The organism is Herbaspirillum sp. RV1423, from assembly GCF_000577615.1.
In the GTDB taxonomy this organism is placed as follows: Bacteria; Pseudomonadota; Gammaproteobacteria; order Burkholderiales; family Burkholderiaceae_D; genus Herbaspirillum.
Window position 1 is genome coordinate 274826 of record NZ_CBXX010000002.1, and the last position, 26230, is coordinate 301055.

Here is a 26230-nt window from a genome sequence, read left to right on the forward strand (position 1 = left end):
CGGGGCTGGCTCCTGTCATTTGAGGTCCCGACTCTACGCGCTTTAAAAACCGACTCTCCGTAAGTTCCTGAGGTTCTCTTGATCTATCTCAAAGATGCGAGCAATTTCATTTCAGGGGTATATTCTGAAGAAGTGAGCCGAGCCATACCGGTTCGACGTATCTGTTGACCCAATCCATCAATGAAGGAGACACAAATGGCAATGCCGCATCTTTCATCCGGCGAGATCGCAAGTGTGCTGCCGCTTGGCGACGCGCTTCACGGCACGCCGATCAAAGCAATATTCAAGGACCAGCATCTTGAAGTGATCCGCATCGTTCTTGCCGCCGGCAAGCGTATGCCGACGCACGCGGTGGCAGGTCCGATCACGGTGCAATGCATTGAAGGGGAAGTGGATCTCGAAGTCGATGGAGCGCACAAGAAGAAAGTCCGTGCCGGCGATCTTCTTTATCTGGCGGGCGGCGTCGGGCATGATTTGACCGCGATTATGGATTCTTCCCTGCTGGTGACCATTGCACTTCTGGCGCCGCAACGCTGAGTGCATGCCGCCGTTGCCTGCGACACGCAGTAGAACTCAACCTTCCCGGCCATCCAGGCGAGGCCGAAGCAGGTACCTGCCGTAGACGGCAATAAACAATAAGAAAGCGACAGACCAGCATAGGGCGGCAGAGGCGAGCATGCCGGCTCTTACGTCGTCCCGCATGCCGATTGGCGGTCCCAGAGCAGCAGCGACACGGAGAACGGCGCCGGCTTGTATCGATAGATACATGACCAGCTCGGACCAGCCGGACGTCAGCATTCGCCCGGTGTGCCCCAATGAAGTACGCGTCATCATGCCGATAATCAATCCAGCCATGGAGCCGACCGTCAGCGCATGGAAGGCCGCACTGGCGGGAACGAGCTGGAATGCGGACAACGCGATCAGGATAAAGCCCAGCGGAATCCAGGCATATGACACGTGGAGAATCCACAGCAATGGATATGCTGCGGTGCGGTGCGACTGCCATCCGTAAAGTCGCCACAGTTGCGCGGCCGATGCAGCCAGCGCCAGCGACGAAACCAATACTGCCGGCAAACCCGATAGGTATGAAATGCTGGCGGCGACGATCAGCGCGAGGCAGATCTTGTCGAGACGTGGACGTACGACAGGAGTGACACCGGGGGCTCCGTTCTTTGTAAACATGGGAATGACGCGTGCGGCGATGACGGACTCGATAATCACGATAATCAGGATTGCCGCATAGACGGCCGTGACTGGAGAGAATAGGGGCCAGCCATTGACGGCTGCGTGGAACATCACATTGGTCAGCGTCAGCAGACCCAGCAAGCCGACCAGGAAATAATTCCGCTTATTTCCCGAACTTCGTAAAATCCGATAGATCGGCCACGCGGCAAACGGCAGGAACGCCAGATCGATGACTGCGGCCCACAGCGGCGGTGCAAACAGCATCGCGCCGCGCCCCGCCAGCCATAACAGCAGCAGCGCCGCAAGATGGCCGCTCCTTGGCGTCCACAAGCCGGTCCAGTTGCGTGCCGCCGTATATAAGAAACCGATCACGATGGCAACGGCAAATCCGAATACCATCTCATGCATATGCCACAAGAGATTGACATTCTCCAGCCCGGGCGCCCATCCAAGATACTGCGCGATCCACAGCGGAATGCTGACGGCGGCGAATGTCGCGCCAAACAGGTAGAACGGTCGAAACCCGAGGCGCCACAACGCATGCTCTTCGGGCAATAGCGCACGCAGGGGGGAAATGGCGGGGCGGTCATTTTTCGGATGCATTGCCGGACTATAGACAATTGCCTCGCAGCGGACTTGATTTGAATCAAATGGCTTCACCTCATCTTGCTTTGAAGGGGAAAAGGATGGGATTGACGCATTTTGAGTACGGCGGGGTAACGGATTTTCCGCGGAAATGCAGGCGAGAGGCGTTTGGATGGTTCGGAACGACTCTCTGTTATCCCTGCGTCTTCAACATATGCGTCAATGAAGTCATCAATCAGTTGCCGCATGCCTCCGCCAGTGCGAAAGATGACATGCTGGACGGTTTGGCCAGCTTCCCCGCTCGTCCCGTCGCCTTCCGCACGGCATGCCGCCCCTCGGCGGCGGCGCCGGTTGATGCGGAGACGACCTCGTTTGCACATCGCCGGTAACACGAGCTTGTTACAGGCGTATGAAATATCCGATAAAAAAGACAAAAATTGGTACGTACCTGTCGTTGACAACTGGTACGCACCAATTCATAATCGCTGCACAGTTCTAGCGGCGGCTACTGCGTACGCCGGCCTTGTCGGCCGGTTATCGCGCCGTCGTTCGCACTTGTCCCCGGCGGTTTTTTTTTGTGACGCGGCAGGGGAATTTTCTTTTGGCCTTGATAACGAAAGAGCATTCGTCATGCGTAAATGGGAAGAGTCGGAAAGCAGAAAGGCGCGCATCGAAATCATTCCCATGATCGATGTGATGATGTTCTTGCTGGTCTTTTTCGTATTGCTCAGCCTTAACGTCATCCCGGCATTGGGCATCAAGACGGCGCTGCCGTCGTCTTCATCGGCCAGGGACCTGCAGACGCAAAATCTGGCGCGCATCACTCTGGCGGCTTCGGGTGAAATGCAATTGGAAGGACGTGCAATACAGCCTGATGCCCTGGTTGCAGGTCTCAGGCAGATCGAAGCGAAGGAGCCGGGCAAGAAGCTGGTGCTTATCGTCAATGCGGATCAGAAGATTGAATTCCAGCATGTGATCGATCTCATGGATACGCTCAAAGGCAACGGCTTTGAAGCGATTTCCTTTGTCACCAAGCGAAAGTGAGCGATGGCGACGGTCTATCAGAACAGGAACCTGATCGCGGCATTGCCGTCGCTGGGGCTGGTGATGTTCCTGTTGATTGGCGGCGTGCGGGAAGTGCGTTCGCTCAAGCCGAAATACGACGAACCCGTCAAGCTGGAAATCATTGATATGAGCGAGGTGCCGTCCCCGCCCGAGCCGGTCAAACCGCCGCCGGTCAAGTCCGAACCGCCGCCGCGTCCCCAGCCGCCCGCCGCACCGGTACGGCCCGCGATGCAACCGCCGACGCCGGCGCCATCGATACCGCAGATGCAGCAGCCAAGTCCGTCGCCGACAGCAACGCCGTCGCCGGTCGTCGAGGCGGCGCCGGCGCCGGCCAAGACAACCGAAGCGCCGATGTCCGCGCCTGCACCGGCTACCCCGACGGCGCCAAAGACCAATGTCGAGGCTGAGTTCGTCGCTCGCGTCAAGGCCTACCTGAACTCCGTGAAGCGTTATCCGACCGGCCGCGAGGCGAGCCTGGCGCGTCCGGAGGGCAGCGTCAAGATCTGGTTCATCCTGCGCCGCGATGGCTCGCTGGTGGAGATGGGGATTGAAGCATCTTCCAATTCCACCCTGCTCGATGAAGCGGCGCGCAAGAGTGTCAGCCGCGGCACGTTCCCGGTCTTTCCGGAGCAGTTCAGGCCGGGCGAGCAGCAACATAAATTCGTGGTCGATCTGCAGTTCAAGCCCGCCGGCAACTGAGCCGCGGGGTCTGCATGCGAGCACGAGGATTCATAAAACAGACATCGGATCGACGATGCGTAGAGGAGCACATTGCGATACGGGCACCGATTGCGATGAAGCTGTCAAGTGCCCGAATGCCATTGATCTTAAATCCTATAGGGGAGTAACACGATGAACTTGAAAATCAAGAAGCTGACACTGCTTGTGTCAAGCCTCTTTGTGACCGATTGGTCGCTGGCGCAGACGGCCGACACCACCGACCTGGGCCAGGTGACGGTGCATGGCCAGGCCGGCGTTGCCGATACCGGCCTGATCCAGCAGGAGGAGTCGCCCAAGGCGCGCAGTTCCGTCACGCGCGCGGCGATCGAAAAGCAGGGCGCCAGCGTCACTGCGTTCCAGATGATCCAGAACCTTCCCGGCGTGTCGACTTTCGACCAGGACGGCACCGGCCTGTTCGGCGGCACCTTGCGCGTGCGCGGCTACAACAGCAACCAGATGGGCCTGACGCTCGACGGCGCGCCGTTGAACGATTCGCTCAACTACAGCATCAACATCCAGGAATTCGCCGATCCGGAAAACACCTGTGAAGTGTTCCTGACCCAGGGCAGCACCGACATCGACGCGCCGCACGTCGGCGCCAGCGGCGGCAACATCGGCATCAATACCTGCGATCCCAAGGATGCCTTGGGCGGCAAGTTCCTGTTCGCCGTCGGCTCCAACAGCTATCGCAAGGAATTCCTGCGTTTCGATTCCGGCAAATTCGCCAATGACCGCGCCAAGTTCTTCATTTCGGTATCGCAGGCCGGCGCCGACAAGTTCAAGGGCGACGGCAGCGCGGACCGCAAGCACATCGATGCCAAGGCGGTGTTCGATTTCGGCGGCGGCAGCTATTCCAAACTGGCGTTCCTGTACAACAAAATGGATAACGCCAACTACCGCACGCTGAGCAAGAACGATATCGCCACCGGCGGCTACAACCTCGACTTCGGTACGGTCGCGCCGACGCACCTGCCCGGCGTCAACGGCACCGTCCAGGATGAAACCGGCGGCGCCAATGCCGCCATCATCGCCAACGGCTACTACGGCTTCAACAACAATCCGTTTGAAAATTACCAGATATCCATGGTCAACCACTGGCAGCTCTCGCCCAAGGCCAGCCTCGACGTCAATCCCTACTACATCTACGGCTACGGCACCGGCGGCAACCAGTTGATCGCCGTGAGCGAATCGGCCACCGGAATTCACGGCGGCGTGGCGGACATCAACCATGACGGCGACACCCGCGACAAGATCCTGGGCTATGGCAGCAACATCAGCCAGACCAGCCGTTGGGGTCTGACCACCAAGCTCAACTACCAGTACGACATCCACAATCTCAGCGGCGGATTGTGGTTCGACAGCGGCCTCTCGCGCCAGTACAGTCCGGTGGTGCCGATCGACAACTCCGGCGCTACCGGCGACTATTGGCTGCGCGACACCAATGCTTACTTCAAGTATGCGGACGGCACGCCGTATAACGCCAGCCGCAACTGGAAGACCAACGTCAATGCCCATACGCTGTTCCTGCAAGACAATTTCAACCTGATCAACGACAGACTGAATGTGCTGCTCGGCCTCAAGCGCCAGGTGGTGCAGCGTGAGTTCAACAACTATGCCAGCGGCAGCACCGCCAACGGCAACGGCGTCGATTACACCGTCAACCAGAGCTATGCCAATTATCTGGGCAACCTCGGGCTGCGCTTTCAGTTCACCGATCGCCAGTCGGTATTTTTCAATGCCGGCCAGAATGCCCGGGCGCCGGAGAACAATGCCAATACCGGCCTGGCGCAAACCACCGCCAGCCCAGGCTATACCACCAGCATCGTCAACGGCGTACTGGTTGCCAAGGACGGCTCGGGCAACCTCATCCCGGTGCGCATCGCCACGCCGAACATCAAGCCGGAGAAGTCCAACAACTTCGATCTCGGCTACCGCTATGCAGGCGACAAACTGACCTTGTCGAGTTCGATGTTCTACGTCGATTTCCAGGATCGCCTTGCCAGCCAGTACGATCCGACGTCCAACCTGACCACGCAATTCAACGTCGGCCGTTCCCGTACTGTCGGCCTCGAACTGGAAGCCGGTTACAAAGTGAACCAGACCTGGAGTCTCTACGGTTCGCTGACGCGTACGGACTCCACCATGCTGGACGACAAAGTGGCGGTCAGGACCACCGGCGGCGCGGCGACGTATCTGCCGACCTCGGGCAAGCAGATGCCGGACACGCCCGACTGGCTTGGGTCGCTGGCGCTGCAATATGCGCAAGGACCGTTCTATGCCACCGCGCAGGGGCGTTACGTCGGCTCGCGTTACACCACGCTGGTCAATGACGACAAGGTCGGCGGCTACACTTTGTTCGACATCGGCGCCGGTTACCGTTTCGCCCAGGCGTTGTTCATGAAGACGCCGACCATCCGTTTCACGCTGAGCAACCTGTTCAACAAGCAATACCTGAGCATGACCGGCCCCAGCGGTTCTTCATTCGCCGCCAACGTCAGGCCGGTGGTGACCAGCAACGGCACCGTGGCCGGCAACCTCGGCGCCAGCGGTGCGCCGACCACGCCGTCGTTCTATGTCGGTGCGCCGCGTACTTTCCAGGTGTCGTTCAGCAGCGATTTCTGACGCGTGCATCTTTTATGAACCGAGGCGCCGCAGGCTGAATGGTCCGGCGGCGCCGTTTTTTGCAGGGTCTTGACATGAACCTTATCCAGTTCTTCCATGACGCTACGTTTTATGCGATGTATGTCGCCGCTGGCGTGGCGATTTTCCTCATCATTGAGCGCCAGTTGTTCTTTTTCTTCAGTGCGCGCGACGCCAGGAAGCTGCTTGCGACGATGACGGCCGACGACGACTTCGTTCCGCGCATCGACACCGCCATGCTGGACCGCAAGACCGTGCCGGTGGCATTGGTACGGGAAACCTTGCAGACCCGTCGACTGACTTCCGATCGGGTAAAGCTGGAAGATCTGTCGGAGGCGATTTATATTGCCAGCAAGACACGCGTCAATGCGCGCCTGTGGGTGCTCGATACGATCGTGACCGCGGCACCCTTGCTGGGTCTGGTGGGAACCATCCTCGGTATCATCGATACGTTCGCGGTATTGGCCTCGTCGGGCATTTCCGATCCTTCGGGCGTCTCCAAGGGCATCGGTACGGCGCTCTACGCCACCGCGCTGGGGATCTCGATCGCCTTGATCGGTTTGCTGTTTTACAACTATTTGCGCGCTTGCGCCGATCACTTGAACGACCAGCTCAAGGAGTTGCTGTTGCGCGCCGAAGGACTGTCGCACGAAGACCAGGCACAGCCGGAAAATGCGATGCGGCCGGAGCATGCCGGGCGCGAGCCGATGCAGGCCGTTGGCTGAGCCCGGGCGGAGCAGGGGAGAGAGGAAATCTTATGCCGGCGCTTCAAAGCGATGTGTTGCCGATGCCCATAAAATACATGGGCCTGAGATTTACAGATGGTACGTACCACTGTAATATGCCTGTCATCATGAAAAATATGAACACTTCAACCACTGCTCCTGCCCAGCCGCGCTACAAATGGCTGGCCGATATCATCCGCGACACGATCGACCAGGGCGTGCTGACCGACAATCAGGCGCTGCCGTCCGAACGCGAACTGGCCGAACGTTACGACGTCAGCCGCGATACCGTGCGCAAGGCGGTGCGCTACATGGAAGAGCGCGGCATCATTTACAGCGGACATGGCCGCGGCACCTTCGTGGCGCCGGCGATTGTGCGCGGGACCACGCGTTTCATCGACAGTTTTTCGCAGGACACGGATAGTCGCGGCGGGGTGCCGGGGCAGCGCATCCTCAGCGTGGAGACCGTGGACGCCAACATGGCCATCGCCGGCCTGCTCAATCTGGAACCGGGTGCGCCGTTGGTGCGCGTGCGCCGTATCCGCCTCATCGACAACGTTCCGGTAGGCTTGCACGACGCCTATTTCGTCTTGCCGCGCGGCGCCAGGCTGAGTCGCTCGCAGATCGAAAAGACCGGGTCGCTTTATAAACTGCTGACGGAAAAGTTCGGTTTCTCCCCGGCCGAGGCGGTGGAGAATCTCTGTTCCGGCGCCGCCGCAGCCGAAGATGCGGAATTGCTGGGCATAGGCGTCGGCGATCCCTTGCTCATCTGCGAGCGCATCACGCTATCCGAGCGCCGCGAGCCGATCGAATACTGCCTGATGAAGTATGTCTCCAGTTACCGCTATCGCACGCGCATCGCCAAGCACAGCGGAGGCATGAGCTGATCCGGCTGCATCGGGGGCCGCCATGGCGTCGCTGACAGCGCAGATCACCTGCATACACCGATGAAACAGACCGTCAAACTCGTGTTGGTCCGCACGGCCTGGATGATCGGCATCTTCGTCGCGCTATCGGCGCTGGCGTCGTTCAGCGGTCGCCTGGAAGCACGGAAAGAAGGCGCTTATCGCTTGCGTGCGGCGCTGTTCATCAATGGCACACTAGGCGACAAATCGTTTTTCGATTCGGCTGCGCACGGCATGCAAGAGGTGCGCCGGACCTTGCCGGTGGCGGTCAGGGTGATCGAAGGCGGCACCGATCCGACCCGTTGGGAATCGTCGCTGGCCGATCTGGCCGATAGCGGCGACTATGACGTCATCGTCGTCGGCACCTTCACCATGGTGCCCTATGTGCAAAAGCTGGCGGGCCAGTTCCCGCACGCGCGTTTCATTGTGTTCGACGCCGCCGTCGATTATCGGCATTGCAATTGCCGCAACGTCCATTCGATCCTGTTCCGCCAGAACGAAGGCGCTTACCTGGCCGGTTATCTGGCCGCCATGCTGGTGCGCGACGGCTTGCCGGGAATCTCGCGCGACAGCAGCCTGGGCGTGGTCGGCGGGATGCAGTTCCCGGTCATCGAGGATTACCTGATCGGGTTCGGCGCCGGCGCACAAGCGGCCGCACCCGGCATCCGCGTGGCCAGCCAGTACGCCAACGGCTTTTCCGACCCCGCTGCCGGCAAGGAGATTGCCCGCGCCCAGATGGCGCAAGGCGCGGCAGTCGTGTTCCATGCCGCCGGCGCCAGCGGGCAGGGCGTCAACGAAGCCGCCAGCGAAGCCCATCGTTACGCGATCGGGGTCGACCTCGACCAATATGCTTTATATCAACGGAGCAACCCGACCAAGGCCGCCGCCATCATCACCTCGGTACTCAAGAACGTCGACGTGGCGATCGTGCACGCCATTGGCTTGCACCTGCAAGGCAAACTGGCCTACGGCAGCACCGAATCGCTGGGACTGGCCGAAAACGGCGTGAGCCTGGCGCGCCATTCCGCTGTCCTGGAAAGTCAGCCGGCGACGCGCATGGAGCAGATCGACAAGGTGCGGCAGGAGATCGTCGCCGGCCGCATCCGCGTGCCCAGCGCCTTCGCACGCAGCCCCGACCCTGCAGCGGCGACGACATGAGCGCGTCGCCGCCTCCGGTGCTGGCGCTGCAAGGCGTCTCCAAACTGTATGCCAACGGTACGCTGGCCAATGACAACGTCAGCCTTGCGATCATGGCCGGCGAGATCCACGCCATCATTGGCGAAAACGGCGCCGGCAAATCGACCCTGATGAAGCTCTTGTACGGACTGGAACAGCCCAGTAGCGGCCGCATCCTGCTGGACGGCAACCCGCTGTCGTTGCGCCATCCCGGCGACGCCATTGCTGCCGGCATCGGTCTGGTGCCGCAACACCTGCAACTGCTGCCGTCGTTTACCGTGGCGCAAAACATTGTGCTCGGCTGCGAGCCGACCCGCGGCTGGGGACAATTGCTCGATCGCCGGCGCGCCGAGGAGCAGGTCGGCGCCGCCGCGCAACGCTTCGGTTTCGCGCTCGATCCGCAGGCCCTGGCTGGCGAATTGTCGGTCGGCGAGCAACAGCGTGTCGAGATCCTCAAGGCCTTGCATCGCGGCGCGCGCATCATCATGCTGGACGAGCCGTCCGCGGTATTGACGCCGCAGGAAGCGGATTCCCTGTTCGCATCCCTGCGCAAGATGGCGGCGCAAGGCCTGACCGTGATCCTCATCACGCACAAGATCAATGAAATCCGTGCGGTATGCGATCGTTTCACCGTGTTGCGCGGCGGTCGCGTCAGCGGCGCCGGCAACGCCCACGATCTTGGCGATGAAGCCATCAGCACAATGATCGTCGGCTACGCATTGCCGCCGGCGTCGGCTGTCCGGCGCCGGCGCGGCGACAGTGATCGCGGAATCCCTTTGGTCCGCGCGCGCGGATTGAGCGTGCGCCGGGCGGACGGGCGCATCGCGTTGGGCAACGTATCTTTCGACATCGCGGCAGGAGAAATCCTCGGCGTGGCCGGCGTCGAAGGCAATGGCCAGGACATACTGGCGCAAGTGCTGGCCGGCTTGCGGGCGCCGTCGCAGGGGCGCGCAGAGATCGATGGCGATGAATTTACCGGACGCGGCGTGCGCAATGCCCGCACCCGCGGCGTGGCGGCAATCCCCGAAGATCGCTTGCACGACGGCGCGGCGCCTGCCATGAGCATTGTCGACAATGTCATCGCCGTCGATTACCACAAGCCGCCCTTGTCGCAGCACGGCTGGCTCGACATGACGGCAGCGCGGTCGCTGGCGCGCGGCATCATGGAACGTTGCCGGGTGACGGCATCGGCTGCCGATGCCGCCATCGGCACGCTGTCCGGCGGCAACATGCAAAAGATCGTCCTGGGACGCGAGATCGCCACCGCGCCGCGTTTCCTGATCGCCAGCCAGCCCACGCGCGGCGTCGACATCGGCGCCGCGCAGGCGCTGCGGCAGCAAATGTGCGACTTGCGCGACAACGGCGCCGCCATCTTGCTGGTGTCGGCGGATCTGGACGAGTTGCTGGCGCTGTCGGATCGCATCATGGTCATGGCGCAAGGGGAGATCGTCGCCCATTTTGCAGCGAACGAAACCGGTCCGGCCGAGCTTGGCCGTTACATGACCGGTTCGTTGCGCGCCGGCGGCGCGGACGCGCTGCTGACGTCGTCCTGTACGCCGTCGATCGCTGGACGGCAACTGCAGGACAGGGCGCCGGCATGAGCGGGCAAAGCGCGGCAAAATCCGGCGCCGCCTCGGAGACGGCGCATGAGCTGATCGCAAGACAACAGCGGCGGCAAGACCTGCAGCAGCGGCTGCGGCTGCCATTGGCGATTCTGGGCTCGCTGCTGGCCGGTTTCATCATCACGGCCATGGTCAGCAAGGAACCGGTGCAGGCTTTCCTGACCTTGATTACCGGCGCCTTGCCGCGCTGGCAGTGGAGCCAGGCCGACGGCTGGCGGCTCATGCGGATGGTGCGCTTCGGCGCCGTGATCGAAGACGCCGTGACGCTGACCTTCCTCGGGCTGGCGGTTGCCTTGCCGTTCCGCGCGCGCCAGTTCTCGCTCGGCGCGGACGGCCAGATGTTCCTGGCGGCGCTGGCGGCCACCGCCGTCAGCCTGTACGTGCCGGGACCCGGTTATCTGGTGCTGCCGCTGGTGTTCGCGGCGGCCTGTGCAACCGGATTCGCCTGGGGCGCGTTGCCGGGCATGCTCAAGACGCGTTATCAGGCCAATGAAATCGTCACGACGCTGATGCTCAACCTGATCGCGATCCAGTTCTACCGATTGGCGGTGTCGGGCTGGCTGCGCGATCCCGATGCCGGTTTCCTGGTGACGCCTCTGTTGCGGGACCAGCTTGTCTTGCCGCTGCTGATGGACAAGACCAATGTCACCGTCATGCTGCTGATTGCGCCGCTGGCGGTGCTGCTGGCCTGGCTGCTGCTCATGCGCACGACCTGGGGTTACGAGATCCGCCTGGTCGGCCAGGCGCCCGCGTTTGCACGTCAGGCCGGGGTGCCGGTCGGGCGCGCAGTATGGCTGTCGATGGCGTTCGGCGGTTTCTTTGCCGCATTTGCGGGCGTGCATATCAGCAATGCCTTGCTCAAGCGCCTGCCGGTCGACCTGACGCCGGGACTGGGTTATGAAGGACTGGTGGTGGCGCTGCTGGCGCGCAACGAACCACGCGCCATTCCCCTGGCCGCTTTCCTTTACGCGTATTTACGGACCGGCGCGCAAGCCATGGAACGCACCACCGATGTGTCGCGCGAAGTGGTGCTGGTGATTCAGGCGTTGATGATCTTGTTCGTGGTGTCGGAGCGGCTGCTGCCGGGTATGGTCGAAGCCTGGCAACAATGCTGGCTGCGCTGTCGGCAATTGCTGTCGAAGCAAGCGGTGCCGTCGGTGCCGACGGCGGCGGTAAGCGAGGCGCGCGATGAATCCTGAGCCGCTGGGTTGGAGTCTGCTGCTGGCCGGATTGCTGGCCGCGCTGCTGCGCGCTGCGACGCCGATCCTGCTGGCGGCGTTGGGCGGCCTGATTTCGGACCTGGTCGGCAGCATCAACGTGGCGCTGGAAGGACTGATGCTGGCGGCGGCGTTTTTCGCCGTGATGGCGTCCGTCTATGCAGGCCAATGGTTTCCCTGGCTGTCGCCGGTTTGGCATCCGTGGATCGGCTGCCTGGCGGGCGTGCTGGCGGCGTTGTCGCTGAGCGCGATGCTGGCGGTATTCCATCTGGAGTGGGGCGCCGACCTGATCGTCGCCGGCATTGCCGTCAATATCCTGGCCGCCGGCCTGACGGTGTTGCTGCTGGCGACGCTGGTCGGCGACAAAGGCTCCACCGCCGCGCTCAACAGTCCGGTGCTGCCTTCGCTGCACTTGCCGTCGGTCGCAGGCTGGCCCTGGCTGGATGTGCTGCTCAACGGCGCCGATGGCCGCGGCCATCACGTGCTGGTGTACGCGGCGTTGCTGACCGCGCCGCTGCTGGCGTTCTTTTTGAAACGCACGCGCTACGGCGCCTGGTTGCGCGCGGTCGGCGAGAACCGCGAGGCGGCGCTCAATGCAGGTATTCCGGTCAGGCGGGTGCAGTACGCGGCGCTGCTGCTCAGCGGCCTGCTGGCCGGGCTGGGCGGGATTTACCTGAGCATGGGCTATCTCAGCCTGTTCCAGGCCGACATGACCGCCGGGCGCGGCTTCCTGGCGTTGGCGGCGATTTTTCTCGGCGCTCGCAGCGTGGCGGGAACCTTCGGTGCGGCCATGTTGTTCGGCGCGTCGACGGTGCTGGCCACGCAACTGGGGGCGCGGCAGATTCCGACGCAACTGGTCTACATGGTGCCGCCGCTGGTCACTCTGCTGGCGCTGGTGGCCGCTGGTGCGCGCCGGCGCAGGCAAGCGTCGCGGACATCATGAAAAACAATTTTATTGAACAGGAGATCCGAGTGGTCGACAACAACATCCGGGATCGCATCCTCGCTTCCTTGTCGCTGGCAGGAATGGGAGATGCACTGGGGGCGCAAACCGAACAATGGAGCATTGAAGAAATCGCGCACCGGCACGGTGGGCTGGTGACCGCCTTCGGCACGCCGCCGGCCGATACCTTCGCCGGCGCCAATGCCGGCAAACGCGCCGAAGTCACCGATGATGCCAGCCAGATGTACTATCTGGCGCGCGCGCTGATTGCCGCGCAAGGCAAGCTCAATTACGACAGTTGGGTGGCGTGCCTGCTGGATTGGGCGGAACACAGCCCCAAAGCCGGTTTCATGGGGCCGAGCACGGCGCTGATGGTGAAGGCGCTGCAAGAGGGCAGCGATACCGACGAGGTCGGCATCATCGGCAGTTCGCGCCGCAAGATGACGACGATCGGCATCACCAACGGCGCTGCCATGCGGGTGGCGCCGGTGGGCCTGATTTTCCCCGGGCGCCTGGAGGAGGCTTGCCAGCAGGCCCTGGTAACCTGCCTGCCGTCGCACGATACCGATGTCGCGATCTCGGCCGCTTGCTCGGTGGCGGCGGCGACCGCGCAGGCGCTGGTTGCCGGCGATCTGCACGAAGTGCTCGCCGCCGCCGTGCGCGGCGGCCATATCGGCGAGCGTCTGGCGCGCCAGCATGCGCGCAGCGTGGCCGGGCCGAATTATCTGGCGCGGCTGGATCTGGCGTTCCGCATAGCGGAAGAAGCGCACGACGACTATTCGTTCCTGACCAATATGGAACGTCTGGTCGGCAACTCGGTGCTCGCCGCCGAATCGGTGCCGGCGGCGCTGGGCGTGGTCAAGTATGCCAAGGGCGATCCGCTGCGCACCATCACCCTGAGTTCGTCAATCGGCAACGACACCGACTCCATCGCCACCATGGCCGGCGCGATCGTCGGCGCCTTGTGCGGCACGGCGGCGCTGCCGCAGGAGATGTGGCGCGAGTTCCGCCTCGCCAATGCCGCCGAGTTCGATCTCGATGCATTGGCCGATGGTCTGGGCGGCCTCGCACAATGCCGGCCGGCGGCATAGATGCATAGCGCTCAATCCATGCCGACGGCGTATCCGCATTTGTTGGCGAACTCGGTCGGACGTCGTTTCGACCTGCTTGCTTTTGGCGACCCGGTGCTCGACATCGTGCTTGATGCCGCCGTCATGCCGGCGCCGGGCGGCAAGGTGGTGGGACGCTTGCGCGGCGCCTGGGGCGGCGGCACGACCGCCAACGCCGCCTGCGCGGCCGCGCGCCTGGGCCTGGCGAGCGGGATATTCGGAGGCGTCGGCGACGATGTCCATGCGAGTGTCCTGCACCAATCGCTGGCGCATTTCGGCGTCGATCGCTCCTGCCTGATATCGGTCCAAGGCGTGCCTTCCGCATTGGCAATCACCATGCTCATGCCCGGCGGCGAGAAATCGATCATTTACCTGCCGATGCCTGCGATGCCGACCGACGGTATCCGCCTGGATGCGGCGTTGTCGGCGGCACGGATAGTCTACGCAATGCCGTATGACCTCGACGAGCTGACGCAACTGAGCAAGCTGGCGCGAAGCCACGGTACCCTGGTCGCCATCGATCTCGAACCGGCGGTGGCGCCCGATCCACAGGCCATGCGCGCACGCGCGGCGCTGGCCGACATTGTATTTTTCAACGAAGCGGGATTTGTCGCCGGCACCAGCGCGGCGCCGGGCGACGCTGCCATGCGCAGCGTGCTCGAACTCGGACCGGCGCTGGTGGCGGTGACCTGCGGCGCAGCGGGTGCGATGGCGATAGGACGCAGCGCGGCGGCAATCGAGTACGCGACGCAGGCAGCATACCCCGTGGAGGTGGTGGATACGACCGGCGCCGGCGACACCTTCAATGCAGCGTTCCTGAGCGCCATGCTGCGCGGCCTCGACTTGGCCGCCGCCTTGCAGTTCGGCTGCGCCGCCGCCAGTTGCACGGTCGCGGCGATGGGCGCCCGGACAGGGCTGCCCGACCGCGCGCAAGTGGAGCGGATCGTACAACAAGCCCAATCAGGTGAATACATGAAAGCGAATCCGCGATGACGCCGATCATTATCGACTGCGACCCCGGCATCGATGACGCACTCGCCTTGCTGCTGGCGGCAGGCAGTCCCGCAATGGATATCCTGGCGGTGACCACCGTGGCCGGCAACCGTCCGGCCCCGGTGACCGCGCGCAACGCGCGCAAGATCATGGATCTGGCCGGTCGGCATGCGGTGCCGGTGTATGCGGGCGCCGAACGGCCTTTCAGCGGGGGCGAGGCGCGTTGCAATCTGGTGCACGGGGTCGACGGCCTGGGCGGGGTTGCGCTGGCGTCCGAGCGCGAGATCAACGCGGGACACGCGGCATCGATGCTGGTGCAACTGCTGCAAGAGCGTCCGGCTGCGACGGTCGAACTGGTTGCCATGGGACCGCTGACCAATCTCGCACTGGCCGAGATGCTCGCGCCCGGCATCCTGCGCCGGGCCCGGCGTCTGCTGGTCATGGGCGGCGCCTTGCGGGTCCCGGGCAACGTTACTCCGGCCGCCGAATTCAACTTTTACGCCGACGCGCTCGCGGCGCACATCGTGCTGGGAGCGCAAGCCGAGCTGTTGCTGTTCCCGCTCGACGTTACCGCCAAGGCGATCATGAGCGACGCCTGGATTGCATCCATCGGCGCGCTCGGTTCGGACAGCGGCAGGGCGGCGGCGGCAATGCTGGCGGCGTATGCCGAACAGGATCCGTTGTTGCATGACGCCTGTCCGGTGGCGTACCTGCTGGAGCCTGCCTTGTTCGCCGGCGAACCTTGCGAGATTGCCGTCGACTGGCGCGCCGGTCCGACCGACGGTCAGGTGCTGGCGCATTTCGCGCATAGCCGCGGTGCTGCGTTCGCGCCCAACGTTGTCGCCATGACCGGCGTGCATAATGCCGACTTGCTGGCATTGGTGCGCAACCGTATTGCCGCACTGCCTTGATGCCGGATAGCTGGAGAGCGATGTGAGCAAGCACCCGAATACGCACTTGAATAGACGCCTGTACCGATCGTGGCAGGCCCTCATCCTGTTCGTGCTGGCGTTATCGGCCTGTTCCGCGCCGTCGCAGCGCGACACCCAGGCAGCATCTTACGCCGCAGCCCACAGTGTGGGCAGTCTGCGCCTTATCGGCGAACAACGCATACCGCTCAACCAGCCGTTCATGGATACGATCGTGGGCGGTTTGTCGGGCCTTGACTACGATGCCGCCACCGACACCTGGCTGGCCGAGAGCGATGATCGTTCCGAGGTCAACCCGGCGCGCTTCTATTCCCTGCGCTTGCGATACGACCTCAACGGCTTTGACAGCGTGGAGCTGACCGGCGTGACGTTTTTTCGCCAGGCTGACGGCAGCACTTATCCGAGCGTCGCCACGTTCGCCAAACGCGGCGGCGATGTGCCGGATATCGAGTCCATCCGGCTCGATCCGCACGACGGCAGCGTCTGGTATTCCAGTGAAGGCTACCGCCGCTTGGGGTTGGCGCCGTTCGTCCGGCAGGCCGGGCGCGACGGTGGGCTATTGCGAAATTTTCCGGTCGGCGCCATGTTTGCCATCGATCTTCGCGGCGAGCGCGGCCCGCGCGACAACCTATCCTTTGAAGGCCTGAGTTTCTCTCCCGACGGTCGCTATTTGTGGCTCGGCATGGAGGCGCCCTTGTACCAGGACGGGCCGCTGCCGACAGTGCAGGCAGGTGCGATGGCGCGCGTGACGAAGTACGAGCGCGACGGCGCCATGGCGGCGCAATACGCCTATCCACTCGACCCGATTCCGGTTGCGCCGGGCGGACGTTATGCCGACAACGGCCTGTCGGAAATACTGGCTGTCGACGATCATCGCCTGCTGGCGATCGAGCGCGCAGGGGTGCAGGATAAGCAAGGCATTTTTCATTTTCATATCCGTCTCTACGAGATGGATGTGGACGGCGCCAGCGATATCCGCGATGTCGATACGTTGCGGACAAGCCGCTTCACCCCTGTCGCCAAACGGCTGCTGCTGGACTTCGATCATGGCCAACTGGAGATGGTCGACAACCTCGAAGGAATGGCCTGGGGCCCCAGACTGGCCAACGGCCACGACAGCCTGGTGCTGGTCTCCGACAATAATTTCACCGCATCTCAAGTGACGCAGTTGCTGGTGTTCGAGGTTCTGCCCAGGCAGGATTAAACCGCCTTGACGCTGTTCCCGCCGCCGGAAAACCAAAATCCGGCAACAGATTCCAATATAAAAAACGCCTTTCCCTTTGCCTTCGGGATCGTGAAATCGTTTTCATTGAATTTCTTTATTATAAATAGGTACGTACCAATATATATATTTTTGAATTCAATTTTTAATAGACGTGTCATAAAAATGTGTTAGAAAATTTATTTTAAATGTTTTTTTAAATAAATAAAACTACCACGTAACCATTGCAAACAATGACTTTCATTGAATTCAATGGCGACATTTTCTATTTTGTGTACGCGCAAACTCGAATGCCATAACTGCAATAAAGAGATCTGAGGATGAAAACAGGACCGTACCAGCAAAGGAACCTTGGCAAACTCAGCCAACACCCACGCTTGCCTGAGCCGACGGCGTACTGTTGCCGTCCCCATCATCTAACGAGTGAAAAATTATTATGGTTGAGAGAACTACACCCGCCTCCTCATCGTCCGCGCCGATCGCACCGACGACCGGAGAAATCGAAATGCAGGATTCACCTGTCGTCCGTCATCCACCGACGCCGCAGGAGCAACTAGCGACACAATCCAACCGCAGTGCATTGGCCGCTGCGGGCACGACGATGCAACGCCAATTACAGGGGCCTGACGACGCTGCGGAAGCATCCACTTCCAGCCCGCTTATGCTGCAGGCAGGCATGACATTACCCGGTGCACTCGATGCACTTGCCGAGCATACGCGGCAATTACAGAGCGACCTGGAGCGGGAGAGCCTGCGCCTCGACGGCAACGCGCCCACGGCTCAGGAGGCTTACTATCACACGCTCACTCCCTTCGCTTCGACAATGCAGGAATTCCAGCAATTCTGCACCAAGCACAATGCATTGCCGGCGCCCTCGGCAAGTGCCGGGTACACACTGAAGCAGCCTAACGACCATGCCGGGATTCTGATCGTGGGAGTCGAACATGGGCGCTACCTGATGTATGAGCAACTTGTGCTGGTGGACACGAAGATTCCCGTTAAGACTTCTCCAGGCGCGGACGACAGGCTGGAGACGCACCGCTTCGTGCTGGGCGACGATCAGCATCCGATACCACTGGATGAACTGGACCACGCTATCGAGCAGGTCAATGCCGCCAACAGCGCTTCCATAAAAGGGAAGAATAAGGCGGACGCCGCCAAAGCAGGCGCCGATGAAATGGAAACCCCATTTCGCACGCAGCGCAAGCGCCTGGCGCGCGCAGCGCCATTGCGTCTGCGAGAGAACATCAAGGAGTCGACCGACATGTTCGTCGATGCGCGTCTCGGCGCAAAAAAAATGGCGAACAAAAAAATGTGGGCCAACAGTACGCACGCGATGCCGCAAGGCGTAGGGCGGGTTGACGAGAATGGCGTCTACGATTTTTACATGAGCGACGATGCGGTCGAAAACACCTGGAATATCTTCCAGCACTTGCCTTCCAAACCGCTCAAGGTACCCAAAGGGCCCGACGGCAAGCCCCGCGCCTTCCAGGCCGAGGGTCCTGTGATCGCCTGCTTCGAGGGTATCGCGCACATCGATGTGATGGGACCGAAAGGCCAGGAGGAAAGCGTCAAGGCGGCGAAGTTGAGCGTGCGGCAATTGATGGCATATTTTCGCGACCTCGAGACCTCGGTGGAACGCCGGGATGTCACGTTGCTCCTGACGATGGAAGACAGGAGCATCCACCAGGTCGTCTTTGGCGACAACGGCTTATGGATCAAACTGCGCAATCCCAAAGCCTTGCTGGAGAAGGGGCCGGCCGCGGCGTTCGGCCACTTCCAGGGCGCGGGGGACGGCAGGCCGGAGATTTTCACCTATTCCTATGATGGCGGCGACAACGGTCTGGAGGGCAGCGAGAGCGGACATGCGGAGCCGCAATTGGTGGTGCCGGGCGGCAGCCGCCTGCCTGCCGGACCTTTTCTGCTGGGGCCGGCCGGTGCCGGCGTCGCAAGGACCACCAACGATTTTCTGGTGTCCAAACTGGGCGCCGACCAAGGCGGTGCGGTACTTCGCCTGTTCACGCAGATGACCGAAGCGATTTCCGGGAATGTCATTGCTTCGACCAGGTTGATCGCCAACGTGGCCACCGGCAATCCCGTCTTTGCAGGCGGGCGCGGCGGGGTGACAGAGGCCACCAATAAACTGGTCTCGGCGGTTGTCAGCGGCGCCCTGGTGATGGTCATGAATACGCTGCTGGAGGCATTGCCTCATGAGAAGAGCGGTGCGCGATTCGGAGGAACGCACGGCTTCAGCGCCGCCGGCGGCGGTAAAAAGGTTAGTCCCGGCATCATCTTTCTGGCGATTGCGTCCATGGCGATTGTCCAAAATTCGTTGACGGTCCTTTATCGGGCCTTGGGTTATTTTGTTCCTGCCGGTCTCACCAAACGTGATACCAAGGTGCAGATCCTGCTTAATGACGTGCTGTTGCCGACACTGCCTGAAATGGCGCGGCTGTCGGCCAGCATGCTGGTGCAAATGGGTTTTCATTTCAGTCGCGGCAGCGGCGGCGATATCGGCATGCTGGCGGCGCAGTCGCTGGGTAATGCCGCGCTGGACAATTTTCTCGGCCGGCGCATTGGCGAACCTGCCAACAATGTGATTCTCGAAAACCTGCGCCTGACCGGTCGTTTTCTTCTGGAGACGGCGACGCGCGGCGCAGGCAACAGCTACAGCTCGCCGGAATACAACCCCGCGCATGTGACTGCAAACATGCGGGAAGGGATGATCACTCGCATGATCACGCATGGCCCTTATAAACTGCTGATGCCGATCATCGGCAATATGCTGAATTACTTCGGTACGACGGGACCCAACGCCGGTGCTTACTACGGTCAGGTGTCGCGTTCCGGCGCTGCGCTTTTCAACCTGCCGGAATTGCTTATCGGCGTTGGCGACGCAGGGCTGGCCAAGGCCGATAGTCTCCTGCAGAAATCTGCGGATCAAGTCGGGCTGACGGAGTTGGTCAAGGTCTGCAACAGCTTTTTTGACGATGTCCAGCGCCACGGCAACCGCGTGTTGCTCAGGTCGAAAGGGCCGATCCAGAGCGAACTCGACGATGTCGACGCCGCTATCCGCGCACAAAAGGCTGAGCCGGGAGAAGCAGAGGAGCATGAGCGCGGGCTCGACGCGAAGATGCAGCAGATGGTGCTCGACTCCCAGGCGGGAAAGGCCGCGCAGGGAGGTCCCACCGCAATGCGGAGCAATCGCAGGCAATTGCCCAAAGGAAGCGCCAAGTTCATGCGTGAACTGGACCGGCAACAACAATTGAACAGCAGCGACGAAGCGCAGGCCGCGCTCGGGCATATTCCTTATCCGGTCAAGGTAAGCCATGACGGCAGGACAAGACCGACAGGCGGTAAAAAGTCGACGCCGTTATCGCTCCACGATAGCGCGACGATTCCGCTCAATGCAACAACCTGGAGCGAGACTGCGCAGGAGTTCGCATTGCCTACGCATAATCGGATGCTGAACGCCCTAGGCCTGAACGACATGAGGCTGCCTGACGGTTCGGAACTGCCGCGTTTGCTCAAGCTTGAAACACTGGACTATATCGTCAAGTACACCTTCAATTCAGGGCCTTTCCATTACGGTCTGCGCTGGGATAAAACCGGACAGAAATTCCGCCAGACGATCGTCGAGGGCATCAAACTTGAACTGCAGGCCATCAACAGACGCGGCCATACCGAGGGCGCATCGCCGTGGCGCCGTACCGGCGGCGCAGACTTCTACCATCCTATCGGTGCGCTTTATATCAACCTGGCGATACGCTGTTCGCCGAAATTCTCCGCCATCGTGCAGCGCGCGGTCGGACCGGAAGCGCCGTATCTTACCGCCGATCCGGGAGACGATTCGGTGCATGTCAAGCCTGGCGACCTGGTCATGTTGACCGAGGTTCTTTCTTCCACGATGTCGTCCAGGCTGGCCGCAGCGTTCGGGCAGGCGCTGGGGTTCGGCAGTCTGCCGGAAGAGCGCAGCGTCAAGCTCGCCATCAGGACGCGCGCCGTGGTCATCACTCCCAAGACCGACCTCGGGCAGGCGGAATCGCTCAATCCTCCCGGCACAATGTACCGGGTGCGTCACATCGACCCGACACCGCCTCCGCCTGAGCTGGCGCCGGGAGAGGAGGCCGATCTGGCGACCCAGATCAGTCGGGTTGCTTATATGGAGGAGGCCGATACTGTCGAAATGGAGCAGCGTTATCTTGATTTTGAAAAAGGAAAACTCGGCCCGAAAGACGACGGCCTCGAGATGCTGCACCCCGTCTCCGGCCATCTTTACCGCTATGACGGCCGCAACGATGAGGCGGTATATGACAACGCAATCAAGAGCTATTACCTCGGCACCAAGATGGAAACGCCGACGCTGACGACGGAAAAGGCGCGTTGGCGGCATCCGTTCAATTCCGATTACGCTCCCAGGATCACCAAGGACGCGATCAACGCCGCGATGTCGGACAAGGAATCGGCAATACGCGCCTACCTGGACTGGGCTTCGGAGAATGCTCCCCATGAAGAGCGCAGGATAAAGCAGGGCTTCTATTCGACGGAGGACGGCAAGGCCATGCTTGAGGCGCGCAAGACCGTCAAGGCTGAGGCAAGGAAGATCGCCGACATCTATGCCGCGCTGCCAGGCGATGCCGCCGACCGTTTGCCGAATGGCCAGCCTGGCGAGTTGCTGGCCTGGACCGTCATGAACATGCTGCGGCTGCCGATCGACATGTTCGGTGTCGACGAACACGGGCATGTCGACCTCGACAATCCGACCAGATTGAACCGGACCTACGACAAGGTTCCGGTCGACGATCGTCGTGCGATTGCCGTCGGCGTGGGGGCCGACGGGTATTACATCATCCGGCCAGAGGGCGGCGAGGCGAGGGCCTTCAAAGTCGAAGCGGGAGGAACTGGACACTCGGCAGGCAACCTCCTGCACGTCATCAACTATCGCGCCTACGCGGCGCATCAGCAATATGAACAATTGACGCTGGCCGACGGAAGGCCCGGCCTGAAGCCAGACGAAAGGGCAAGAGATACCGTACGCGACCTGACCGCCGAATTGAAAGACTATGCCTCGGTCAGCAGCTATGCGGTATGGCTGGATGGCCTGACTGGCAAGTACGATGAGCTGGGCGGCAATGACTCTGCGACAGTGAAGAAGAAGGGGAAAGAGAAGGATAAAGTGTAACGGCGCGAACGATGGGGAAACGGTTTTCCTACTGCGCCGCTCGATAGAGTTGCTTAAGTCGGGGGTATTGGGAACGCCTTCACCGCGGCATGCCGAGCGGCTTGGCTTGCCCGTTCCAACATACAGGGAGTGCGGTCGGCCGCGCTCCCTGTATTGAGCCGGTGTGCAGGTGTCGCCTAGAACTTGCCGGTCACATTGACATTGACCGACTGCGTGCTGGTCTGGGAATTGGCAATGCTGTGACTGTACATCAGCGATAGCGCAATACCGTTTTTTAGCAACAGCTTCAACCCCAGCCCACCCAACCACTGGCTGTTATCCTGAGAAGTGTCTGCGACGGTGTATATCGGACTGGACAAGGTCGGATCCGCATACGTCATGGCCGCCTGACCGGCGCCTTGCAAACTGTGCTGATAGGCGATTCTGGCTTGCGGCACCAGCGTGCCGACGGCCAGATGATAGCTGAGCTCGCCGCGCATACCCAACGACGCCGCGTCGTTGCGGACAGTTTGCCCGAAATACGTCAGAGCGCCGGCGCCGTTGCCGCTTTCGGTATAACGGTCCAGTCTTGCGCGCGCGATATCGACACGTCCGAAAGGCGACAGCATCCAATTGTCGCCACGCCATTCATAGCCCGCCGTCAACGACCCGAACAACTGACGGCCGCCGCGCGAACCGCTGGCGTTGACGCCGGCATCGCTTACGTAGCGCATCAGGTCGAAATGCAACGCACCATAACCGGCTACGACATCCACATATACTTGCGGTGCGGGCCGGACGCTGGCATAAGCGACCATCATGACAGCCTGACCGACACTCCTGGCGCTGGCATCGTCGGCAGTGTAATTGCTGCGACTGTAGCCTGCGCCGAGGCCCAGCGTCAGCTTGCTGCCGACACGATAATCACCGCCGAAGCTGATGCCGCTGGTCGTCAGCTTGAAGCCGCTCTGGACGCCATTGGATTTTTGCTGTCCCAGGTCTAATGCGCCGCCGATCCACCACGACATCTCTTGCCGACTTGCCGCACCTGGCGATTGCGGCAAGTCGGGCAGGCCTTCATCCTCCGCGTGCGTCGGCGTCGCTGTTGATTGTGCCGCCGGACTGGTTCTGCGCAGACCGCGGCGCAGGGCCTCCAGGCCGGTGCCTGCGTAGTTGACGGTGTCGCCATTGACGGCCCAGAAATTATCGGTGCTGCCGGAAGTCGCCGCGGGATTGACGCTCAAACCGAAGGAGGAGCGTGCCCAACCATCTCCGTGCAAGGTTTCCAGACGTTGGTTGAAGTTGTTCAACTGCGCACTGGAAAAACGCTGGACCGCTTGCGTTTGCGCCGCCATCAATGCCGTCACCGCGGCATTTTTGGTCGGGTCAGGCAAGGCCGCATAGACAAATACGCCAGACCCGGTAACGGTACCGTTTGCGGTAGTAATGACTACATCGATTGCGCCTGCTGCATGCGCAGGCGTGGTCACGGTGATTGCATTGACTGCATTGGCGACAATCTTCGCTGCCACCCCTCCAAACGATACGGCACTGGCACCGCCCAGGTTGGCGCCGCTGATGACGACACGGGTGCCGCCCAGGGCCGGGCCGCCGGCTGGCGACAGCGAGGCGATCGCCGGGCTGGTGCTGGCCACCGTCAGCGTGAAGGCACCGGATGTCATCGCGTCATTATTGGTATCCCCGCCATATGCTGCGGTGATCGAATGCACTCCGACCGACAGCGTCGAGGTGGTATAGGTTGCAGTCGTGCCGGAGACCGTGCCGCTGCCGATCACGGTGGAACCGTCCTTGAAACTGACGGTTCCTGTCGGTGCGCTGCCGCCGCTCAGTGTCGCCGTCAATATGACCGGTGCACGTTCGCTGACCGAAGTTGCCGACGCAGAGGCGACGATCGTCGGAGCGACCTTGGCGATCGTCACCAATGCCGCAGCCGAGACGGCGGTCGTATTATTGGCATCCCCGCCGTACTCGGCCGTCAAAGTATGCAGGCCCACTGCGAGGGTGGCGATGCTCAACGTTGCCGTTGTGCCGGAAACGCCCGCGCTGCCGAGGGTGGACGCGCCATCCTTGAACACCACCGTTCCGCCTGGCGCGCTGCCGCCGCTGAATGTCGCGGTCAATATCAACGCCGTGCCGTAAGGTGCCGATGCGGCAGACAGACCGAGTGCAACGGTCGGCGTCATTTGCACCACGGATACGGACACCGCGCCGGAAGTCACGGCGATGTTGTTGGCGTCTCCGCCATACACTGCGGTGATGCTATGCGGGCCGACCGTCAGCGAAGATGTCGTCAAGATCGCCGTAACGCCGGAAATACTGGCAGTACCCAGAGTCGCTGTGCCATTCTTGAACGTGACGGTTCCGCCCGGCGAAGCAGCCCCCGTCAGGGTGGCGCTAATGGTCACCGCACTGCCGACACTGACTGATGCCGACGATACCGTTACCGCAATACCCGGCGTCACCTGCGTCATCGCAACCGACACGGCTGACGAGGTGGCGGCGGCATAGTTGGCATCGCCGCCGTAGACTGCGGTAATGGAATGCGGTCCCACCGTCAGCGTAGAGACGGAAAGGATGGCCGCGCCGCCCGAGATGACGCCGGTACCAAGCGTGGTGCCGCCGTCTTTGAAGGTGACGGTGCCGCTGGGCGAGCCGGTCCCGGACACGTTGGCGGTCAGGGTGATTGCGGCGCCGTATGCTGCCGATGTCGCCGATGTCGACAACATCACCGCAGGCGTCGCCTGAGCGATGGTCACTGTCAGCAACGATGACGTGATGCTAGCGTAATTGGCGTCGCCGCCATAGACCGCGGTAATGGTATGCGTACCTGCCGCGAGGGACGAAGTGGCGAAGCTGGCGACGGCGCCGGACACGGTACTGCTTCCCAGCGTGGTCGCCCCGTCCTTGAATGTGACCGTGCCGGAAATGCCCGCGCCGCCGGTCAGCGCGGCGGTCAGCGTCACCGTGTTGCCGTAGGTAGTCGAGGTTGACGACGCACTCAGCGCAACGGACGGCGCCGCCTGTGCCACCACCACTGTCAGTAACGATGATGTGGCGCTGGCGTAATTGGCATCGCCGCCATAGACCGCGGTAATGGTATGCGTACCCACTCCGAGGGACGAAATGGAGAAACTGGCGGCGGCGCCGGACAGGGTGCCGCTTCCCAGCGTGGTCGCCCCGTCCTTGAATGTGACCGTGCCGGAAATGCCCGCGCCGCCAGTCAGCGCGGCGGTCAGCGTCACCGTGCTGCCGTAGGTAATCGAGGTTGACGAGGCACTCAGCGCAATGGACGGCGTCGCTTGTGCCACCGACACCGTCACCGGCGTCGAAGTGGTCGAATCGCCGCTGAAGACCGCTGTGATGGAATGTACTCCCGCGGTCAATGCAGACGTGATCAGGCTCGCGTTGCCGCCGGAGATGGTTGCCGTTCCCAGCGTCGATGCGCCATCCATGAAGGTGACGTTGCCGCTGCCTGCGATGCTGCCGGCAAGGTGTGCGGTGAGGGTGACCGCCGTCCCAAAGCCTACTGACCCGGAGGAAGACGACAACGTAACCGACGTCGCAACATAGGGCGCAACCGTGATGGTGTAGAAAAATGTGTCGATTGGCACGCCGTTGGTATCGCTAAGCGTGACCGTCAGCGACGCGGTCCCTGCCTGGGTCGGAGTACCGGCCACATAGTAAGTGCAAAAGTTGGGATCGGTTGAGGCGGGATTCAATGTGAGTCCATTGATCCAATTGCTGTACACGAAGGTCAGTTGCGGACACATCCCATTCGACGGAATCACGAACGTCTGGTTATAAGACACGCCCACTGTGCCGTCCGCAAGGGCGGTGGTGGCTCCCGCCTGTGCCATGGACAGGGTGCAACACCACGCGATCAATGCCAGTACGCCTTTGCAAATGGCAGCGCGGATAGTCCGCGTCAGCAGCCCGCCAGCTTGTTTTTCCCCGTGCGCCCGCAGGTTTTTTTTAGAATTATTCACTACACTCATCTTCCGTATTCTTATCT

17 protein-coding genes are annotated in these 26230 nt (G+C 61.7%); 15 read left to right on the top strand and 2 right to left on the bottom strand.

The features are described 5' to 3' along the window. Positions 1-195: 195 nt before the first annotated feature. Entirely contained in the window at positions 196-537 is a 342-nt protein-coding gene (locus RV1423_RS03050) for a hypothetical protein (RefSeq protein ID WP_034292951.1), read from the top strand. Positions 538-573: 36 nt separating this feature from the next. Here RV1423_RS03050 and RV1423_RS03055 read toward each other — a convergent pair whose 3' ends face one another. After that, positions 574-1788 (bottom strand): NnrS family protein, encoded by a 1215-nt coding sequence (locus tag RV1423_RS03055; RefSeq protein ID WP_081768660.1) that lies wholly within the window; start codon positions 1786-1788, stop codon positions 574-576. 354 nt (positions 1789-2142) lie between these two features. On the opposite strand from RV1423_RS03055, the gene RV1423_RS30545 reads away from it, so the two are divergent. The 14 genes from RV1423_RS30545 (at position 2143) to RV1423_RS03135 (ending at position 22218) form a co-directional block, all read left to right on the top strand. After that, the gene (locus tag RV1423_RS30545) at positions 2143-2814 is read left to right on the top strand and encodes a biopolymer transporter ExbD (RefSeq protein ID WP_231502029.1); all 672 of its coding nucleotides are present in this window, start codon (positions 2143-2145) and stop codon (positions 2812-2814) included. Positions 2815-2817: 3 nt separating this feature from the next. Continuing rightward, on the top strand, positions 2818-3534 hold the full coding sequence (locus RV1423_RS03070; RefSeq protein ID WP_034292956.1) for a TonB family protein: 717 nt from the start codon (positions 2818-2820) through the stop codon (positions 3532-3534). Between the two features lie 153 nt (positions 3535-3687). Further along, the gene (locus tag RV1423_RS03075; RefSeq protein ID WP_034292958.1) at positions 3688-6177 is read left to right on the top strand and encodes a TonB-dependent receptor; all 2490 of its coding nucleotides are present in this window, start codon (positions 3688-3690) and stop codon (positions 6175-6177) included. A 74-nt stretch (positions 6178-6251) separates the two neighbouring features. Next, positions 6252-6920 carry a MotA/TolQ/ExbB proton channel family protein gene (locus RV1423_RS03080; protein ID WP_034292960.1) on the top strand — a complete coding sequence of 223 codons (669 nt, stop codon included), beginning with the start codon at positions 6252-6254 and terminating at the stop codon, positions 6918-6920. Between the two features lie 137 nt (positions 6921-7057). Beyond that, positions 7058-7807: a GntR family transcriptional regulator gene (locus RV1423_RS03085; RefSeq protein ID WP_231502030.1), complete on the top strand. Its 750-nt coding sequence runs from the start codon at positions 7058-7060 to the stop codon at positions 7805-7807. Positions 7808-7867: 60 nt separating this feature from the next. After that, complete coding sequence (locus RV1423_RS03090; RefSeq protein ID WP_034292961.1) at positions 7868-8983, top strand: BMP family protein; 1116 nt, start codon at positions 7868-7870, stop codon at positions 8981-8983. Further along, complete coding sequence (locus RV1423_RS03095) at positions 8980-10602, top strand: ABC transporter ATP-binding protein (protein ID WP_034292962.1); 1623 nt, start codon at positions 8980-8982, stop codon at positions 10600-10602. Before RV1423_RS03090 ends, RV1423_RS03095 begins: the two co-directional genes overlap by 4 nt. Further along, positions 10599-11822, top strand: coding sequence for an ABC transporter permease (locus tag RV1423_RS03100; RefSeq protein ID WP_081768661.1), 1224 nt, complete (start codon positions 10599-10601; stop codon positions 11820-11822). Before RV1423_RS03095 ends, RV1423_RS03100 begins: the two co-directional genes overlap by 4 nt. Beyond that, positions 11812-12783 (top strand): ABC transporter permease, encoded by a 972-nt coding sequence (locus RV1423_RS03105; protein ID WP_034292964.1) that lies wholly within the window; start codon positions 11812-11814, stop codon positions 12781-12783. Before RV1423_RS03100 ends, RV1423_RS03105 begins: the two co-directional genes overlap by 11 nt. Further along, positions 12780-13874, top strand: coding sequence for an ADP-ribosylglycohydrolase family protein (locus tag RV1423_RS03110; RefSeq protein WP_051516440.1), 1095 nt, complete (start codon positions 12780-12782; stop codon positions 13872-13874). The genes RV1423_RS03105 and RV1423_RS03110 overlap by 4 nt, the downstream gene beginning before the upstream one ends. After that, the gene (locus RV1423_RS03115) at positions 13875-14885 is read left to right on the top strand and encodes a carbohydrate kinase family protein (RefSeq protein WP_034292966.1); all 1011 of its coding nucleotides are present in this window, start codon (positions 13875-13877) and stop codon (positions 14883-14885) included. It begins immediately after the preceding gene. Continuing rightward, a complete protein-coding gene (locus RV1423_RS03120; RefSeq protein WP_034292968.1) occupies positions 14882-15796 on the top strand; it encodes a nucleoside hydrolase in 915 nt (304 codons plus the stop codon). The genes RV1423_RS03115 and RV1423_RS03120 overlap by 4 nt, the downstream gene beginning before the upstream one ends. A 46-nt stretch (positions 15797-15842) precedes the next feature. After that, positions 15843-17018 (top strand): esterase-like activity of phytase family protein, encoded by a 1176-nt coding sequence (locus RV1423_RS03125; RefSeq protein WP_034293167.1) that lies wholly within the window; start codon positions 15843-15845, stop codon positions 17016-17018. A gap of 523 nt (positions 17019-17541) precedes the next feature. After that, on the top strand, positions 17542-22218 hold the full coding sequence (locus RV1423_RS03135) for a hypothetical protein (RefSeq protein ID WP_155835008.1): 4677 nt from the start codon (positions 17542-17544) through the stop codon (positions 22216-22218). A gap of 176 nt (positions 22219-22394) precedes the next feature. Here RV1423_RS03135 and RV1423_RS03140 read toward each other — a convergent pair whose 3' ends face one another. Continuing rightward, a complete protein-coding gene (locus tag RV1423_RS03140) occupies positions 22395-26204 on the bottom strand; it encodes an Ig-like domain repeat protein (protein WP_197034863.1) in 3810 nt (1269 codons plus the stop codon). Between the last annotated feature and the right edge of the window lie 26 nt (positions 26205-26230).

Excerpts from the sequence above, each read along its gene's own strand:
- RV1423_RS03050 (WP_034292951.1), top strand. The coding sequence starts at position 196 with ATGGCAATGCCGCATCTTTCATCCGGCGAGATCGCAAGTGTGCTGCCG.
- RV1423_RS03055 (WP_081768660.1), bottom strand. The coding sequence starts at position 1,788 with ATGCATCCGAAAAATGACCGCCCCGCCATTTCCCCCCTGCGTGCGCTA.
- RV1423_RS03070 (WP_034292956.1), top strand. The coding sequence starts at position 2,818 with ATGGCGACGGTCTATCAGAACAGGAACCTGATCGCGGCATTGCCGTCG.
- RV1423_RS03075 (WP_034292958.1), top strand. The coding sequence starts at position 3,688 with ATGAACTTGAAAATCAAGAAGCTGACACTGCTTGTGTCAAGCCTCTTT.
- RV1423_RS03080 (WP_034292960.1), top strand. The coding sequence starts at position 6,252 with ATGAACCTTATCCAGTTCTTCCATGACGCTACGTTTTATGCGATGTAT.
- RV1423_RS03085 (WP_231502030.1), top strand. The coding sequence starts at position 7,058 with ATGAACACTTCAACCACTGCTCCTGCCCAGCCGCGCTACAAATGGCTG.
- RV1423_RS03090 (WP_034292961.1), top strand. The coding sequence starts at position 7,868 with ATGAAACAGACCGTCAAACTCGTGTTGGTCCGCACGGCCTGGATGATC.
- RV1423_RS03095 (WP_034292962.1), top strand. The coding sequence starts at position 8,980 with ATGAGCGCGTCGCCGCCTCCGGTGCTGGCGCTGCAAGGCGTCTCCAAA.
- RV1423_RS03100 (WP_081768661.1), top strand. The coding sequence starts at position 10,599 with ATGAGCGGGCAAAGCGCGGCAAAATCCGGCGCCGCCTCGGAGACGGCG.
- RV1423_RS03105 (WP_034292964.1), top strand. The coding sequence starts at position 11,812 with ATGAATCCTGAGCCGCTGGGTTGGAGTCTGCTGCTGGCCGGATTGCTG.
- RV1423_RS03110 (WP_051516440.1), top strand. The coding sequence starts at position 12,780 with ATGAAAAACAATTTTATTGAACAGGAGATCCGAGTGGTCGACAACAAC.
- RV1423_RS03115 (WP_034292966.1), top strand. The coding sequence starts at position 13,875 with ATGCATAGCGCTCAATCCATGCCGACGGCGTATCCGCATTTGTTGGCG.
- RV1423_RS03120 (WP_034292968.1), top strand. The coding sequence starts at position 14,882 with ATGACGCCGATCATTATCGACTGCGACCCCGGCATCGATGACGCACTC.
- RV1423_RS03135 (WP_155835008.1), top strand. The coding sequence starts at position 17,542 with ATGCAGGATTCACCTGTCGTCCGTCATCCACCGACGCCGCAGGAGCAA.